Source organism: Streptococcus sanguinis, from assembly GCF_026781265.1.
Classification (GTDB): domain Bacteria; phylum Bacillota; class Bacilli; order Lactobacillales; family Streptococcaceae; genus Streptococcus; species Streptococcus sanguinis_T.
Genome location: NZ_JAKUVC010000009.1, coordinates 92,642 through 108,244 on the forward strand (window position 1 = coordinate 92,642; position 15,603 = coordinate 108,244).

General features: G+C 42.5%; 19 protein-coding genes. 16 read left to right on the forward strand and 3 right to left on the reverse strand.

Annotated elements, in window-relative coordinates; genetic code table 11:
* Window positions 1-7 precede the first annotated feature (7 nt).
* A complete protein-coding gene (locus tag MK370_RS09620) occupies window positions 8-529 on the reverse strand; it encodes an RDD family protein (RefSeq protein WP_268685087.1) in 522 nt (173 codons plus the stop codon).
* On the reverse strand, window positions 513-1,016 hold the full coding sequence (locus MK370_RS09625; protein WP_268685088.1) for a helix-turn-helix domain-containing protein: 504 nt from the start codon (window positions 1,014-1,016) through the stop codon (window positions 513-515). The genes MK370_RS09620 and MK370_RS09625 overlap by 17 nt, the downstream gene beginning before the upstream one ends.
* A 169-nt stretch (window positions 1,017-1,185) precedes the next feature.
* On the opposite strand from MK370_RS09625, the gene ruvA reads away from it, so the two are divergent.
* Both ruvA and MK370_RS09635 read left to right on the forward strand, forming a co-directional pair.
* Window positions 1,186-1,776, forward strand: coding sequence for a Holliday junction branch migration protein RuvA (gene ruvA, locus MK370_RS09630; protein WP_032908259.1), 591 nt, complete (start codon window positions 1,186-1,188; stop codon window positions 1,774-1,776).
* Window positions 1,777-1,785: 9 nt separating this feature from the next.
* The gene (locus MK370_RS09635) at window positions 1,786-2,358 is read left to right on the forward strand and encodes a DNA-3-methyladenine glycosylase I (protein ID WP_268685089.1); all 573 of its coding nucleotides are present in this window, start codon (window positions 1,786-1,788) and stop codon (window positions 2,356-2,358) included.
* Between the two features lie 9 nt (window positions 2,359-2,367).
* On the opposite strand, the gene MK370_RS09640 is transcribed toward MK370_RS09635, so the two are convergent.
* The gene (locus tag MK370_RS09640) at window positions 2,368-3,216 is read right to left on the reverse strand and encodes a helix-turn-helix domain-containing protein (RefSeq protein WP_002917851.1); all 849 of its coding nucleotides are present in this window, start codon (window positions 3,214-3,216) and stop codon (window positions 2,368-2,370) included.
* A gap of 598 nt (window positions 3,217-3,814) precedes the next feature.
* Here MK370_RS09640 and MK370_RS09645 point away from each other — a divergent pair.
* The 14 genes from MK370_RS09645 to MK370_RS09710 all read left to right on the forward strand — a co-directional run bounded on the left by MK370_RS09645 (window position 3,815) and on the right by MK370_RS09710 (window position 15,589).
* Complete coding sequence (locus MK370_RS09645; protein ID WP_223310420.1) at window positions 3,815-4,093, forward strand: bacteriocin immunity protein; 279 nt, start codon at window positions 3,815-3,817, stop codon at window positions 4,091-4,093.
* A gap of 409 nt (window positions 4,094-4,502) precedes the next feature.
* On the forward strand, window positions 4,503-5,759 hold the full coding sequence (locus MK370_RS09650) for a competence/damage-inducible protein A (protein ID WP_268685090.1): 1,257 nt from the start codon (window positions 4,503-4,505) through the stop codon (window positions 5,757-5,759).
* A 57-nt stretch (window positions 5,760-5,816) separates the two neighbouring features.
* Window positions 5,817-6,965 carry a recombinase RecA gene (recA, locus tag MK370_RS09655; RefSeq protein WP_002931868.1) on the forward strand — a complete coding sequence of 383 codons (1,149 nt, stop codon included), beginning with the start codon at window positions 5,817-5,819 and terminating at the stop codon, window positions 6,963-6,965.
* 85 nt (window positions 6,966-7,050) lie between these two features.
* Window positions 7,051-7,449, forward strand: coding sequence for a transcriptional regulator Spx (gene spx, locus MK370_RS09660; RefSeq protein WP_002894078.1), 399 nt, complete (start codon window positions 7,051-7,053; stop codon window positions 7,447-7,449).
* 135 nt (window positions 7,450-7,584) lie between these two features.
* Complete coding sequence (locus MK370_RS09665) at window positions 7,585-8,157, forward strand: SP0191 family lipoprotein (protein WP_268685091.1); 573 nt, start codon at window positions 7,585-7,587, stop codon at window positions 8,155-8,157.
* A 105-nt stretch (window positions 8,158-8,262) separates the two neighbouring features.
* Window positions 8,263-8,805: a hypothetical protein gene (locus MK370_RS09670; RefSeq protein ID WP_268685092.1), complete on the forward strand. Its 543-nt coding sequence runs from the start codon at window positions 8,263-8,265 to the stop codon at window positions 8,803-8,805.
* A 177-nt stretch (window positions 8,806-8,982) separates the two neighbouring features.
* On the forward strand, window positions 8,983-9,249 hold the full coding sequence (locus MK370_RS09675; RefSeq protein ID WP_002894075.1) for an IreB family regulatory phosphoprotein: 267 nt from the start codon (window positions 8,983-8,985) through the stop codon (window positions 9,247-9,249).
* Window positions 9,249-9,668, forward strand: coding sequence for a Holliday junction resolvase RuvX (gene ruvX / locus MK370_RS09680; protein ID WP_268685093.1), 420 nt, complete (start codon window positions 9,249-9,251; stop codon window positions 9,666-9,668). The genes MK370_RS09675 and ruvX overlap by 1 nt, the downstream gene beginning before the upstream one ends.
* Before the next feature lie 24 nt (window positions 9,669-9,692).
* Window positions 9,693-10,004: a DUF1292 domain-containing protein gene (locus MK370_RS09685; RefSeq protein WP_002894073.1), complete on the forward strand. Its 312-nt coding sequence runs from the start codon at window positions 9,693-9,695 to the stop codon at window positions 10,002-10,004.
* A 181-nt stretch (window positions 10,005-10,185) separates the two neighbouring features.
* Window positions 10,186-11,418, forward strand: coding sequence for a bifunctional folylpolyglutamate synthase/dihydrofolate synthase (locus MK370_RS09690; RefSeq protein WP_268685094.1), 1,233 nt, complete (start codon window positions 10,186-10,188; stop codon window positions 11,416-11,418).
* A gap of 56 nt (window positions 11,419-11,474) precedes the next feature.
* Window positions 11,475-11,954: an SP_0198 family lipoprotein gene (locus tag MK370_RS09695; protein ID WP_002920422.1), complete on the forward strand. Its 480-nt coding sequence runs from the start codon at window positions 11,475-11,477 to the stop codon at window positions 11,952-11,954.
* Between the two features lie 192 nt (window positions 11,955-12,146).
* Complete coding sequence (gene cls / locus MK370_RS09700; protein ID WP_268685095.1) at window positions 12,147-13,682, forward strand: cardiolipin synthase; 1,536 nt, start codon at window positions 12,147-12,149, stop codon at window positions 13,680-13,682.
* Between the two features lie 177 nt (window positions 13,683-13,859).
* Window positions 13,860-14,003: a hypothetical protein gene (locus tag MK370_RS09705; protein ID WP_268685096.1), complete on the forward strand. Its 144-nt coding sequence runs from the start codon at window positions 13,860-13,862 to the stop codon at window positions 14,001-14,003.
* A 38-nt stretch (window positions 14,004-14,041) separates the two neighbouring features.
* Window positions 14,042-15,589, forward strand: a complete 1,548-nt coding sequence (locus MK370_RS09710; protein WP_268685097.1) for a heme transporter CcmD — start codon at window positions 14,042-14,044, stop codon at window positions 15,587-15,589.
* Window positions 15,590-15,603: the final 14 nt, after the last annotated feature.

The window sequence follows — 15,603 nt, forward strand, 5'->3', positions numbered from 1 at the left end:
TATAGAACTAGAGCTGTTTTAAATTTTTGAGCTGAAGCTGTGTTCCAGTAAGCAAATCAGCTGGATGTCGTTTGTCCTTGCGAAGCAATCCCATCAGCAGAAAGGTCAAGAAGAGAATCCCTGCTGAAGTTGACAAGAAAATTGACAGGGTGTCTGCTTGATAAGCACTTCGGATAGCTCCCATATGTCCCAACTGCCAAGGAAAAAATTTGATAGCTGAGCGCAAAAGACTGTGGGAAAGGCTCCTATGTTTGTAAACCAACTGTAAACCTGCCCAACGTTTTCCAAAACTGCCTTTTCTATAGTCTAGCCAAGCAAAGATAATAGTTAGAGGCAGGACGGAGCTAGAAAAAGCCAAAAACTGGCTCTGGGCTTCAGTGAATGCAGGAATGCCCCCTAGAACCAGATTGTAAAATCCCATAGCTAGTAAAAAAAGAAAAATGAGGTAGCCTGAGATGAAGAGCCAGTCGCCAAAGAGTTCTTTCAGACGAGTTTTGACTGGTATGGGATTGTCAGTTTTTAGTTTCATCTTTAGCACCTTCTTTCTTAAAATCATCAAGGCCTATAACCTTGTCCAAGTACTTTTCTTTAATCTTAAGAGCCTTGCTAATAGCCATTGCTGATGCGATTAAGAGGAAAAAGCTCAACCAGACCAGGGCAGTGAATTTTGCTGGAAAGCTAGAACCTGCGAAAAAGAGAAAGATAGCCAGAGCTGATACAAAAATATATAGAACCTGCCAGAAGCCATAAGATTTTACTTCCTTGTAGTAGCGATTTTTTTCGTCTTCTGAGAGGACGGGTTTTATTTCCGGCTTATCGCTGTCTTCTAAAAGCAAATAATCTGTCGTCACTTGGAAAATCTTGCTCAGCTCTACAATTTTTTCGAGCTCTGGCAGCGCTTGGCCAGACTCCCACTTGGAAATGCTCTGGCGAGAGACATTGATCTGTTCAGCTAGCTTTTCTTGTGACCAGCCTTTTTCTTTTCTTAGTTCAAATAATTTATCAGCGAGTTTCATCGTGACAGCCTCCTTTTCTTTGCTAACTCTATCCTAACAGCTTTTAGTTATCTTGAGAATACAGCTTCCTGTACATTTTGTCAACCGCTGGTTGCACTTCTGTTTGCAGTTTCTAGACAGAAAATATGATATACTAGATAGGCAAAATGATACAAAAAGAAGGAAGATTATGTACGAATATTTTAAAGGAATCATCAGCAAGATTACAGCCAAATACATTGTGTTGGAAGTCAACTCTATCGGCTATATTCTTCATGTAGCCAACCCCTATGCTTACTCAGGACATCTTCATCAGGAAGCCAAGGTTTATGTGCACCAGGTGGTGAGAGAAGATGCGGAGCTCCTGTACGGTTTTGCGACTGAGGAGGAGAAGCAACTCTTTCTCAGCTTGATTTCAGTCTCAGGTATCGGCCCAGTGTCTGCCCTGGCAATTATCGCGGCGGATGATAATGCTGGCTTAGTGCAAGCCATTGAGCAGAAAAACATCACCTACCTGACCAAGTTTCCTAAGATTGGCAAGAAAACAGCTCAGCAGATGGTGCTGGACTTGGAAGGCAAGGTAGTGGCGGCGGATGGTCTGGCAGAAAGCAAGGCACCTGTCCAGACTGTGGATAATCAGGAGCTGGAAGAAGCCATGGAAGCCATGCTGGCTCTGGGCTACAAAGCTGCTGAGCTCAAGAAAATCAAGAAATTCTTTGAAGGAACGACGGATACAGCAGAAAACTATATCAAGTCTGCTCTCAAGATGTTGGTGAAATAGGAGAAAGCTATGACCAAACGCTGCGGCTGGGTAAAAATGAACAACCCCTTGTATGTAGCCTATCATGATGAGGAGTGGGGCAAGCCCCTCCATGATGAACAGAAGTTATTTGAACTACTTTGCATGGAGACCTATCAGGCTGGACTTTCTTGGGAGACCATTCTGAATAAACGCCAGGCTTTTCGGGAAGCTTTTCATTTCTATGATGCTCAGAAAATTGCTCAGATGACAGATGCAGATCTAGATGGTTTGTTAGGCAATCCTGACATCATCCGTAACAAGATGAAAATTTATGCGACCAGGGCTAATGCCCAAGCTTTTTTGGCTGTTCAAAAGCAGTTTGGCTCTTTTAATGACTATATCTGGTCTTTTGTAGACTTCAAAACGATTGACAATCAAATTTTAAACTACAAGGAAGCTCCGACTAAAACAGAGCTATCAGAAACTATGTCCAAGGCGCTGAAAAAGCATGGCTTCAAGTTTGTCGGTCCTGTTTGTGTCTATTCATTCCTAGAAGCCGCTGGCCTCATCAATGACCATGAAAATGATTGTGACTTCAATCCACATAAAAATACCGTTTGAGAAAAACTCTCAACGGTATTTTTCAATTTCTTCTTTTAGCGATTTTACTAGCTCTTTTTCATCGGCAAGTTGTAGTAGAGCAATCCCTTTTTTTATTAATTCGTTATCATTTTTGCAAATTCCAAGTCGAATCTGTGAAAGCCCGAGGGAATCATAACGTTTTTCTTTTTTTGACAAATCGTAAATGTACTTAGTAATTTCAGCGCATTCTCTCTTTAATCCATTATAAAGATAGATGGTAGAAAGGTTGACTAAAAGACCGATTTGTACATTATTCCCATAGCGAAATGATTGGTATTTCTTTATACTATTTAAAATCTTTTGGGTAAATTGTTTGATATTTTCTAAAGGGAAGAAATAAAGGATAGTAGAAAGAAGTCGAAAATCACTTTCATACCAAGTGTCCTGTTTTTCTAAATACGCCCAAATTTTATTGGTAGTAGCATTAATTTCTTTTGTCTCAGAAATTCCATTTTGTCTCAGATGAATAGTAATATTGATGATATCTAAAGCATGTTTAATCGGAATATCGGAATGTTTACATAGATATGCCTCGCATTCTCTCTTTAATTGTAACAAACCTTTCGTCCCTACAATAGTCTCACCTTGGTTATAAAGAGAATTTAAAATTTTCTGTCTCTGACTAGGTTGATAATAATCACAAATGTATTTAAATTCTTCTAGTGTCATATCTATCTGGCGAAGTAAAAAAATCATGGTATCGAACTTTGGCACGACTTGTCCACTTTCAATTCGTGCCAAAGTTGAGCGAGCTAAAAAATCCCCACAAATTTCTTCTTGAGTCAGCCCTTTTGATTTTCTAATTTCTTTATAGATTTTTCCATAATCCCAGCGCATAAGAACCCTCTTTGAAAATGTTACTAAAAGCTACGTTTTGAAAAAATGTTTTAAAATAGTATATCATGAAATAGAAAGGAGGGCAAAGGTGGGAAAAACAAAGCGCAAATTTATTTTGCTAGTAATGATTATTGTTAATGTATTTCCATGGTGGTGGCCTTGGGAATAGGTCTAAATATGAAAGAGAGGAGGGTGAGCCCAAAAGGCTAAATAAGACTTTACATTAAATTATATTACCTTTGAAAACAAGTAGTCAGTGAGGTACTAAAAATGAGGAAAAGCAGAATAAAATGGTTTTATTCCGTTGTTTTGTTGGTATTTGTTTTATTTGCACCTGTAGCAAGTATCAGAGCTGATATAGTGAACAGCGGAGAGGTAAAAATACAAGGAGAGGTTCCACGATATACTGACCCGGCCAATCAGTTTTACTATAGATATACAGCGAAACCTTATGATTTTTATTATAATCCTTATACAGGTGAGTGGAAAATGGTTCAAGTAATACCCACTTTACAGCACATGGTAAATGTTATGTTTGATGGTTGGGCTAGATACGGACCGTGGGTACCGCGTGTTTATAGATAAGGAGATAGCTGCTGTGAGAAAAGCTAAAGAAAAAGAGCTTTTACATCTATTGCAAGAAGTATACCATTTAGATACGACTAAAAAGGATGAGAAATTTTCACAGCTAATCTTATCTACTGTTTATAAGATTGAAAATGGTAAGAATGCTTCAATTGAGTGTGTCCGTCTAATCCCTTTTTTAAATCAGTATCTATTGTCTGCCCCTTCAAAAGAATTAGTAGACTTACAGACCTTCTTGCAAAGGGAAAGTAATTTTTACAGGGGCTGGATTAGTTTTTTTAGCTGGTTTTAGTTGTATTTAAAAGAACCTGGGACAAAAGTCCAACCTCAAATATAAAAAGCGAACAAAACTAGTTTTCTGGTAATCAGAATTCTGCTTTGTTCGCTTTTCGTATTTAATTATAGATTTGAAGGGCTTAATAATTAAGATTTTTAAAAATTGAAATCTTTTTGTCCCAAACTCTTTTTATTGGAATTTATCTCTCCATTATAAAAAGATTCAAACCATTTGCCAATAGCATTTTCCTAACAATCTAGTTATTCTGCATAACACCAGTCATTCTTAAAAGTTTTCCACAGCATGTTGACAAGTTTGTAAAGGAACTTGACAGCTCTTTTTATTTCCTGGAATGAAAATCAACTTTTTTAAGATTTTTTGTGATAAAATAAAGCCAATTCCGAATAGTAAGGTAGGAGGTTCTATGAAAGCAGAAATTATTGCTGTGGGCACTGAGATTCTGACCGGTCAGATTGTCAATACCAATGCCCAATTTTTATCTGAAAAACTGGCGAGTCTGGGGATTGATGTCTATTTTCAGACAGCAGTAGGGGACAATGAAAATCGTCTCCTCTCTGTTTTGGAAATTGCTCAAGGACGCAGTAATCTAATTATCCTGACAGGAGGCTTGGGCCCAACAGAGGATGATTTGACCAAGCAAACCTTGGCTAAATTCTTAGAGCGCGAGCTCATTTTTGATCCTCAGGCTGTGGAAAAGCTGGATCGCTTTTTTGCTAGCCGGCCGGATTATGCTCGAACGCCCAATAATGAGCGTCAGGCCCAGCTGGTCGAAGGCTCAACTCCGTTGTCAAATGCGACCGGCTTAGCTGTCGGAGGATTGTTAGAAGCAGACGGAGTGACCTATGTAGTCCTGCCTGGCCCGCCTAGTGAGCTCAAGCCCATGGTCAATAACGAGCTGGTTCCCCTCTTATCCACAGGTCAGAAATTGTATTCACGGGTGCTGCGCTTCTTTGGTATCGGCGAGAGTCAGCTAGTGACTATTTTGGCAGAAATGATTGAACAGCAGAACGACCCCACCATTGCTCCTTATGCAAAGACAGGGGAAGTTACCCTGCGACTGTCCACCAAGGCTCTGAGTCAGGCAGAAGCTGACACCAAGTTTGAGGCTGTGGAAAAGGAAATTTTGGAACATAAGACTTTTGAGGGACAGCCCTTGTCAGAGATTTTCTATGGTTACGGGGATGACAATTCCTTGGCACAGGTGGCTTTTGAGTTGCTGAAGAGTCAAGGGAAGACGATTTCGGCGGCGGAGAGTCTGACAGCAGGCCTCTTTCAAGCGACCTTGGCTGATTTTGCTGGAGCCTCTTCCATTTTTTCAGGTGGCTTTGTCACCTACAGCATGGAGGAAAAGAGCCGGATGCTGGATATTCCGTTGGGAGACTTGGAGGAGCATGGAGTTGTTTCAGCTTTTACGGCAGGGAAAATGGCAGAGCAGGCTAGAAAGCTGACCGAAAGCGACTTAGCTGTCAGTTTGACAGGTGTGGCAGGCCCAGATTCACTGGAAGATCATCCTGCAGGGACCGTTTTTATCGGTTTAGCTAGTGCTTCAGGAACGGAAACTATTAAGGTTAATATTGCTGGACGCAGTCGTCGTGATGTGCGGAAAATTGCTGTTCTGCACGCCTTCAACCTAGTACGAAAAACTTTATTAAATAGCTGAATTTTGGTATAATTAACAGATGGCCAAAAGACATTTTAGAAAAAACAGGAGAAATAAATGGCAAAGAAACAAAAAAAATTAGACGAAATCTCAAAGAAATTCGGCGATGAGCGCCAAAAAGCCTTGGATAATGCCCTGAAAAACATTGAAAAGGACTTCGGTAAGGGAGCCATTATGCGTCTTGGCGAGCGGGCAGAGCAAAAGGTTCAAGTTATGAGTTCAGGCTCTTTGGCCTTGGATATTGCCCTTGGTGCTGGTGGTTACCCTAAGGGACGGATTATTGAAATCTATGGTCCAGAGTCTTCTGGTAAGACAACCGTTGCTCTTCACGCAGTTGCTCAAGCGCAAAAAGAAGGTGGTATCGCAGCCTTTATCGATGCTGAGCATGCTTTGGATCCGTCATATGCGGCTGCTCTAGGTGTTAATATTGATGAGTTGCTGTTGTCTCAACCGGATTCTGGAGAACAGGGACTGGAAATTGCCGGTAAGCTGATTGACTCAGGTGCGGTGGACTTGGTGGTTGTGGACTCCGTTGCAGCCCTGGTACCACGTGCAGAAATTGATGGCGATATTGGTGACAGCCATGTCGGCTTGCAGGCTCGGATGATGAGCCAGGCTATGCGCAAACTGTCTGCTTCTATCAACAAAACGAAGACGATTGCGATTTTCATTAACCAGCTGCGTGAAAAAGTTGGCGTTATGTTTGGCAATCCTGAAACAACACCAGGTGGTCGTGCACTGAAGTTCTATGCTTCTGTCCGTTTGGATGTCCGTGGTAATACTCAAATCAAGGGAACTGGTGATGAGAAGGATACTAATGTTGGTAAAGAAACCAAGATCAAGGTCGTTAAAAATAAGGTAGCTCCGCCATTCAAAGAAGCCTTCGTGGAAATCATGTATGGAGAAGGTATTTCTAAGACAGGTGAGTTGATTAAGATTGCGACTGATTTGGATATCATCAAAAAAGCTGGTGCTTGGTACTCCTACAATGATGAAAAAATCGGCCAAGGTTCTGAAAATGCTAAGAAGTACTTGGCTGATCATCCAGAAGTCTTTGATGAAATTGACCGCCAGGTCCGTGTACGCTATGGTTTGATTGAAGGCGATGACTTGGCAGAAGCAGTTGGCAGCAAGGCTGACAGCCCTGTGGAAACGATGGAAGAAGTGACTCTGGATTTGGACGATGCTATCGAAATTGAAGAGTAATTTTGCAAAATAGGTCGCAAGACCGATGGTTTTTGTGATATAATAGACTACGATATTAGTATCGTGTAGCGAAAGGAGTACTTACATGATAACAATCTATACTGTCTCAAGTTGTACTAGTTGTAAAAAAGCAAAAACCTGGCTAAACGCTCATCAATTAACTTATAAAGAACAAAATTTAGGCAAAGAAGGCATCACCAAAGAAGAACTTCTGGATATTTTAACCAAAACAGAAAATGGTATCGCGAGCATTGTTTCATCGAAAAATCGCTATGCTAAGGGTTTGGGTGTTGACATTGAAGAGTTGAGTGTCAACGAAGTTCTTGACATCATCATGGAGACCCCGCGTATTTTGAAAAGTCCTATCTTAGTGGATGATAAACGTCTCCAAGTTGGTTACAAAGAAGATGATATCCGTGCTTTTCTGCCACGTTCTGTTCGCAATGTTGAAAATGCAGAAGCTCGTCTGCGGGCAGCTCTCTAATCTTTGAAAATAACTGAAAGAGTCGGGAAGAGAATCTCGGCTCTTCTTTTTGTTCGGGTTGACAGAGGGCTTTGGCGACTGGATGGATTGACAAGGAGCAGAACTGTGATACAATATCTCTGAGGAGGATGGAAGATGAAGAAAATTTTAGTAGGACTGGGATTGAGTGTGGCACTGTTAGCAGGCTGTGGACATAAAAAAACAGAGACGAATTCGAATGCGGCTGACAAGAAAGAAATCAGCAATAATCTGCCTATCATTGATAATGCCAAGCAGCAGGAAGTGATTACTCGAACGCTTGTTTTTCCAAAGGATGAACGAGGAAATCAGCAGAGTCAGACAGTGACTTATCAGGGAGAGCATTTCAAACGCTTGGTCGTTGAAAGGCTGACTGCGACTGATGATGAGATGAAAGAAGCCATCAAGCAAATGGGGCTGGAGGAAGCGCAGAAGTCGCTCAATGAGTCACTGGAGCAGGATGCAGACTATGTGCAGGCTCGTGGACTTCAAGGCTTTAGCGGCTCAGTCACTATTTTGAATGAGAACGAACTGAAAATGACTTCTACCTATGACTTTGAGAGTTTGGATATTGAAAAAGCAGCGTCTATGCCTTATTTTCAAAATCTCAAGCTCAAAGAAATGATTAAGCTGACGCCAGAAGAATATATCAACAATCTCCTGATGAATGGAGCAGAAGAGCAGAAATAAACTGCTCTTTTTTATTACATTTTAATGACAGAGTGACAATCAGTTTGACAGCGCCGTTTTTATAATGATATGATAAAATCAGCTCAATATTGAAGGAGATAAGACATGAGAAAATTAATTGTCTTTTTGCTGGCAGCTTTGGCAATCTTAACAGCCTGCAGTCAGCAGTCAAATAACAGTTCATCCTCACAGGGAGGGGCTGAAAAAGGAGATATTGTCACTAAGTCCTATAAAACTGAGAAGCAATTAGAACATGGAAAAGAAACCAGAATCTTAACCGTCAGCTACAGCGGACAGAAGTATGAGAAGGTTATCCTGCATGTCAGCAAGGCTATTCCTGACAACATCAAGGAAGCTCTGTCAAAACAGGATGTTTCCACCGTAAAGAAGGAAATGCTGTCTTTGATCGAGGAAGCACTGGGGCTGAAAGAGGCGGTGAATATCACCGGTCTTGACTTGAAAACAGATATGACAGCGGAAGAGATTTCTCTGGAGATGACTATCGATCCTGAGAACCTAGACTACGAAGCAGCCAAAAAGCTTCCAAACTACGCGCAGCTGTTTGAGCAAATCGAGACCCTGACTCCGGAAGAATTGCTGAACAAGTTTAAGGGAAGCGACGGTGTGGAAGTGCCGTCTTCAAAATAGGAAGTTTCCATCCAGTTCTTTGAAGAGAGCTGGATTTTTGCTGGATTTCAGAGCCAGACTTCGGATAAATATTAGCTAAAGCTTATTGAAAAATTAGGAGAATTCGGGTGAATTAAATTTGTGAAAAGCCTATAATTATGCTATAATAGGGATATTCTAAAGAAAGAGGGTGTAATTGTGGGATTTACAGATGAAACAGTACGTTTTAATCTCGATGATTCAAATAAAAAGGAAATTAGCGAGACTTTGACCGATGTCTACAAGTCGCTCAATGAAAAAGGATACAATCCAATCAATCAAATCGTGGGATACGTACTCAGTGGCGATCCTGCGTACGTACCTCGCTATAACAACGCTCGCAATCAAATCCGCAAATACGAGCGCGATGAGATTGTTGAGGAGTTGGTTCGTTATTATTTGAAAGGACAAGGCGTCGATCTCTAATGAGAATTATGGGATTAGATGTGGGCTCAAAAACGGTTGGGGTTGCCATTAGTGATCCTCTTGGTTTTACGGCTCAAGGACTGGAGATTATTCCGATTCATGAAGAAAAGGGCGAATTTGGCCTAGAGCGCTTGGGCGAGCTGGTTAAAGAATATAAGGTTGATAAGTTTGTTATTGGCCTGCCTAAGAATATGAACAATACCAGCGGACCTCGAGTGGAGGCCAGTCAGGCTTATGGTCAGCGGATTGCTGAGCTATTTGTTCTGCCGGTTGACTATCAGGATGAGCGCCTGACGACGGTGGCTGCCGAGCGCATGCTGGTGGAGCAGGCGGACATTAGCCGCAGCAAGCGTAAGAAAGTTATTGATAAGCTGGCGGCGCAGCTGATTTTGCAGAATTATCTGGATCGAAATTTTTAGAAAAGAAATGAAGGAGACACTAGTATGACACATGATCATAACCATGACCACGAGCATGAAGAGCGTGAATTAATCACCTTGGTTGACGAGCAAGGAAACGAAACTTTATTTGAAATTCTTTTGACCATTGACGGTAAGGAAGAGTTTGGCAAGAATTATGTTCTTTTGATTCCGGCTAATGCGGAAGAAGATGAGAACGGTGAAGTAGAGATTCAAGCTTATTCCTTTACCGAAAATGAAGATGGTACAGAAGGCGATCTGCAGCCAATCCCAGAAGACTCAGATGCTGAATGGGATATGATTGAAGAAGTCTTCAACAGCTTTATGGAGGAGTAAGACTAGCCTAGTCTCATTTCCAGAAATGGACAAGTGCGGGTGAAAAGCTAGCTAAACTTGACAGAAGAAGGAAGTAGCCAAGACTCGGCTATTTTCTATCTCGTATCATAAAGATTAGAAAGAGGAGCGAGTTGCAATTCAGATTTGAGTTCTGCTTCGCTGCTCTTTTTTGGGTAAGAAAATGAATGAAATTGAAGAATGGCTGAACAGCCGAATTGGTCTAAACTTTCGTTCGGGACTAGGGCGAATGCAGCAGGCAGTGACTCTTTTGGGAAATCCTGAGCGGAGCTATCCAACGATTCATGTAACTGGTACAAATGGCAAAGGTTCTACTATTGCTTTTATGCGTCAGCTGTTTGCGGGGCATGGTCGAAAGACAGGGAGTTTTACTTCGCCTCACATGATTAGTATTCATGATCGGATTTGTATCAACGGTCAACCGATTGCTTCAGCTGATTTTATCCGTCTGGGTCAGCAGGTGCAAAAGATGGAGCAAGAACTGCTCAAAAGCCATGACCAGCTGTCCTATTTTGAAATTCTGACCTTGATTGCTTTTCTCTATTTCAAGGAGCAGGGAGTGGATTTGGCCTTGATTGAGGTGGGGATTGGCGGACTCTTGGACACGACCAATGTCATTACAGGAGATATTGCGGTCATTAGCTCTGTGGGCTTGGACCATCAGGAGACTCTGGGAAGGAGCTTAACGGCGATTGCGGAGCAAAAGGCAGGGATTTTCAAGCCGGGGCGGCCAGCGGTCATCGGACCACTGCCAGAGGAGGCGCGATTGGTTTGTGAGCAGCGAGCTGAGGAGCTGGGAATAGAACTTTATCAGTATGATCGCGATTTTTCTCTGACGAATCAGTCTTTTTCCAATTCGACTATGACCCTACCCAATCTTGAACTGGGACTTAAGGGAGGCTATCAGGAGGAAAATGCAGGGCTGGCTCTGCAGGCATTCTTGCTCTTCATGCAGCAGCAGGGCTGGGAAATAGATTCTGCTAAGATTCGGACAGCCTTGCAGGAGACTCGATGGGCAGGGCGTTTGGAAGAAGCCAGTCCAGGTATTTATCTTGATGGAGCCCATAATCTTCCTGCACTGGAAAGGTTAGTAGAGTTTATCCAAAGCCAGAATGACAAAGAGTGCCTGCTTCTTTTCGGTGCTCTCAAGCGTAAGGACTATAGCGCTATGCTGGTTTATCTGCGAGAGGCTCTGCCAGATGTTCAGTTGACGGTTACTTCCTTTTCTGATGGAGATTCCGTTGGCTCAGCAGAAGCAGAGGGCTTTCTATACGAAAAGGATTATCGGCAGCTTATTCAGAATTTTCGGGAGAGGCAAAACGATAATCAGCTGCTTTTCATTACGGGATCTCTCTATTTTATTGCAGAAGTCAGATCTTATTTGACAAGTTTATAAATTGACCGCAAGGTTCCGCTTTGGTACAATAAAGACAGAAGAAAAAGGAGAATACTATGGCAATTTCTAAAAAGTTAATGTTTTCAGGTCTAACTGCTGCGGCTGTTTTGGCCTTGGCAGCTTGCGGTTCTAATCAGAACCAGACGGCACCTTCCTCTCAGTCTCAGTCAGTCGCTTCCAGCAAGCCAGCAGAGTCTTCGTCGATAGCTAGCACGTCTAGTGCTGCCAATAGTAGCTCATCTGCTTCAGCATCCTCTTCTGAGCAAGCAGCCAGTGGCGAGCTGGATGGCAGCTATCAGACAAGTCATGAAGGCGATCAGCTGACCTTACAGATTTCAGGAACTACTGGCCAGCTGACCAAGGTCGAGGCGGATGGTGATCAGGAAATTGAACAGGTTCAGATTGATGCTACCAACCAGACTATGGTCATTGGAGATGATGTCAAGCGCTATCGCATTGAGGGCAATCAGCTGACTATCGAGGACCTTTCCCAAGAGCCTTATGACGATGACACACTGGTCTTTACCAAACAATGATGAAAGAGTCCTGTCTTTATGGGCTTTTCCTTTTATCACTTACAATCTTGCAGTGAAATTCTTAGGATAGTAGTATTCAAAATCTGTGTTTAGATTTTCATCGGTTAGAAATATAATTTGCATTGATATAAACGTTGTTTTAAGGCAGTTTTACTGCTATACTAGAATATATGCAATGAGATAGGAGAGTGTATGACTTTCAGGAAATTCCGCTTATTAATGTCAAAATACGGTTTCAGCATTATTATTATGCTGCTGGAGCTGGTCTTTGTCTTTGTGGCGTTTTTCTATTTAAATGAGATTGCGCCCAACTGGCTGTCAGTAGTCATGATTGTGTTCTTGTATATCGGAACCATTTTAGCCATTGTCAACCGCAATATGCCGCCGGAGAACAAGGTGACCTGGCTCCTGATTGCTGTCGTGCCGGTCTTTGGCTTCCTGCTTTATCTAATGTTTGGTGAGCGGCGGCTGTCTAAAAAAGAAATGATTCAGCTGGAAAATATGGACTCTATGAAATTTCGAGAGGACAATAGTTATGAGCTTCGTGTCCAGCTGAAACAGGAAAACAAGTCGGCTTATGGTATTATCAAGTCGCTGTTGAGTATGGACAATAATGCGGATGTCTATGATGGTACAGCTTCTCGCTATTTTCCCATCGGAGAGGAGATGTTTGAGGCCATGCTGGCTGATCTGCGAACTGCTGAGAAATTCATTTTTCTGGAATATTATACCATCGATGAAGGGCTAATGTGGGACAGTATTCTGGAAATCTTGGTTGAAAAAGCTGCTCAGGGCGTTGAAGTCAAGCTGCTCTATGATGATATTGGCTGCATGGCTACTTTGCCGGGTGATTATACACGTAAGCTGCGCAAGATGGGTATCGAAGCTTATAAGTTTAACAAGGTGATTCCGCGAATGACGGTATCCTACAACAACCGTGACCACCGCAAGATCTTGGTGATTGACGGCCAGGTTGGCTATACTGGCGGCATCAATCTGGCTGACGAGTATATCAATCATATCGTTCGTTTTGGCCACTGGAAAGATGGCGGTGTGCGCTTGGAAGGTCGGGCGGTTAAGGCTCTGACACGGCTTTTTCTCATGAACTGGTATATCAACCGCGGTGAAATCACAGACTTTGACAGATACCATCTGGAAAATAAAGCTGTCGAAGGCAAAGGGCTTTACATTCCCTATGGAAGCGGTCCTAAGCCTATTTATAAGGGTCAGGTTGGCAAAACGGTCTATCAAAATATCATCAGTCAGGCTACGGACTATGTCTACATTACCACGCCTTATCTGATTATTGACTATGACCTGACGGAGGATATTAAGAATGCTGCTATGCGGGGAGTGGATGTCCGCATCGTGACTCCTTTCATTCCGGACAAGAAGCTGATTCAGATTGTTACTCGCGGTTCCTACTCGGATCTGATGGAAGCAGGGGTTAAGATTTTTGAGTATACACCAGGTTTTATCCACAGTAAGAACGTGTTGGCCGATGATGAATTTGCTGTGGTAGGGACGATTAACTTTGACTACCGCAGTCTGGTACACCACTATGAAAATGCAGTTCTGATGTACCAAACAGAGAATCTCTCAGCTATTAAGGAAAATTTTGAAGCCATTTTTAAGGCTTCTGAGGAGATTCTTCCTGAAAACCTCCATAGCACTTGGTATCGACGCTTTATCAAAGAAATCATGCAGCTCTTTGCACCCATGCTCTAATGCAAGAGGTGGGCAAGTTCTGCAGTAATATACAGAAAATCTGAGGCGGAAGTCTCAGATTTTTTGCATGTACTTTTACTAATCGTGCTGAGATGTGTTCTTGTCATTTTTTCTTTTATAGGGGGGCGGATTTTTGCTCTGTTTTTACGAATGTAAAAAATAAAGGAATTTTTTAAGATGACAATGGAGAAAATTTCCAGTCAGCCGCTTGCTTATGAAACGAGAGAGTATCGCTGTTTTCGGGAATTGGAGGAACTGGCTAGGAACTATAATGCTCAGAAGAAGGGTCAAGAGAAAGCTGACAGGAGGACAGGAATTTGATATACTAGATGGGACTGATATCAAGGAGAATATTTTATATGCATGATACAACGGAAGAAAAAGTTTTAGAGGTTTCAGAGGAGCAGCTAACTAGGGCTGAAAGGTCTGAGCAAAAAATTACCAAGCCAGAGCCAACGCCCTATTTTTTGACCCTCTTGTGCAGTTTGGCTATCAGCCTACTGAGTGTGGTCAATCCTTTTTTGACCAATCTAGCAACGAATTTACAAAGCCAGAATCTCTATACCGGTTGGGCCATGGCTCAGGGGCAGGTGCCTTATTCGCAAATATATGGAACCAGTGGCCTGCTTTACTATCTGATGGCTTGGACCAGCAGCCTGGCTTTTGGCCAGCTTTTGTGGATTGTCTTTCAGACGCTGGCTCTGTGGCTAGCTGGACTTTTCCTGCACAAGACCTTGGTGCTCTTACAGCCTAAACAGGATTTATCGCGCAGCCTCCTGCTGCTCTTTTACCTGCTAGTCTTTGCTCTTGGATTTGGCGGTCTTTATTCTAGTATTTTTGTTCTGCCCTTTATTTTTTGGAATCTATCTTTTTTGGTGCGCTATCTGCAGGATTCAATCAAGGATGAAAAGTTCATTATCTATGGAGCTTTTGGAGCTCTTGCTTTTATGATTGATCCGGTTTCCAGCCTAGTCTTCTACTCTTTGACTGCTCTGGTACTTGTGGTCTACAATATCGCAGCCAAGCGTGCGGCTCGAGGCTTCTATCAGCTTTTAGCTGGTCTCTTTGGCTTCTCAGTGATTTTTTATCCTATCGGCTACTTTACTGTTGCCAATCAAACCTTTGGCCAGGCAATCAGTCAGGTGACCTATGCTTGGGATTCCATCAGCTTGATTGGCAGTCATAGTATTTCTAATTTGGTTTATTATGGCTTGCTGACGGTCGGTCTAGGTTTTATTTCTGCTTTGGGTGCCAATCTCTTTTCAAGAGAAAAGGGGCAAGCAACCAGCCTGCGCGTCTTGCGCTTTATCGGTCTGCTAGGGCTCTTCATTACTGTCTTTGCGGCTTTTATCCTGCCAGATCAAGGCAGTTATCAACTGCTTCCGGCCCTGCCTTTTGCTATGATTCTTTTTGCTTTGTGGTTCAATAAAGGCAAGCAGCAGGTACCGGGGCGTCACCGCCGGGATCGCCGTCGTCCTACGATGTGGACTTCCTATCTCTCAGGCCAGTTCTTTCTGCCGCTCCTAGCCATCTTTTATCTGATTGGCTATCCTTTGGTGAATGAGTATATCCTTTCCAGCGGTGTATCTGCTGAAAGAAGTGAAGCGGCTCAGTATATTAAGGAAAAGACTAAGGATGGGGATACTATCTATGCCTGGGATACCTCGGCTAGTCTGTATCAGAAGAGCAGCCGCCTATCTGCTGTCTCTCTCTTGACTCCAACTTTGTATGTGGGAACGGCTGAAAATCGTTTGGGTCTTCAGAAGGGACTTGAAAACAGCCAGCCCAAGTATATTTTGGTTAACAATGATGTCAAATTGCTGTCAGATGTGAAGCAGCTAATTTCCCAAAATTACAAGGAAGCTGACCTCAAACTCGACCATTTCAAGCTTTATCAACTCAAGTAGTAAAAAATCAATAT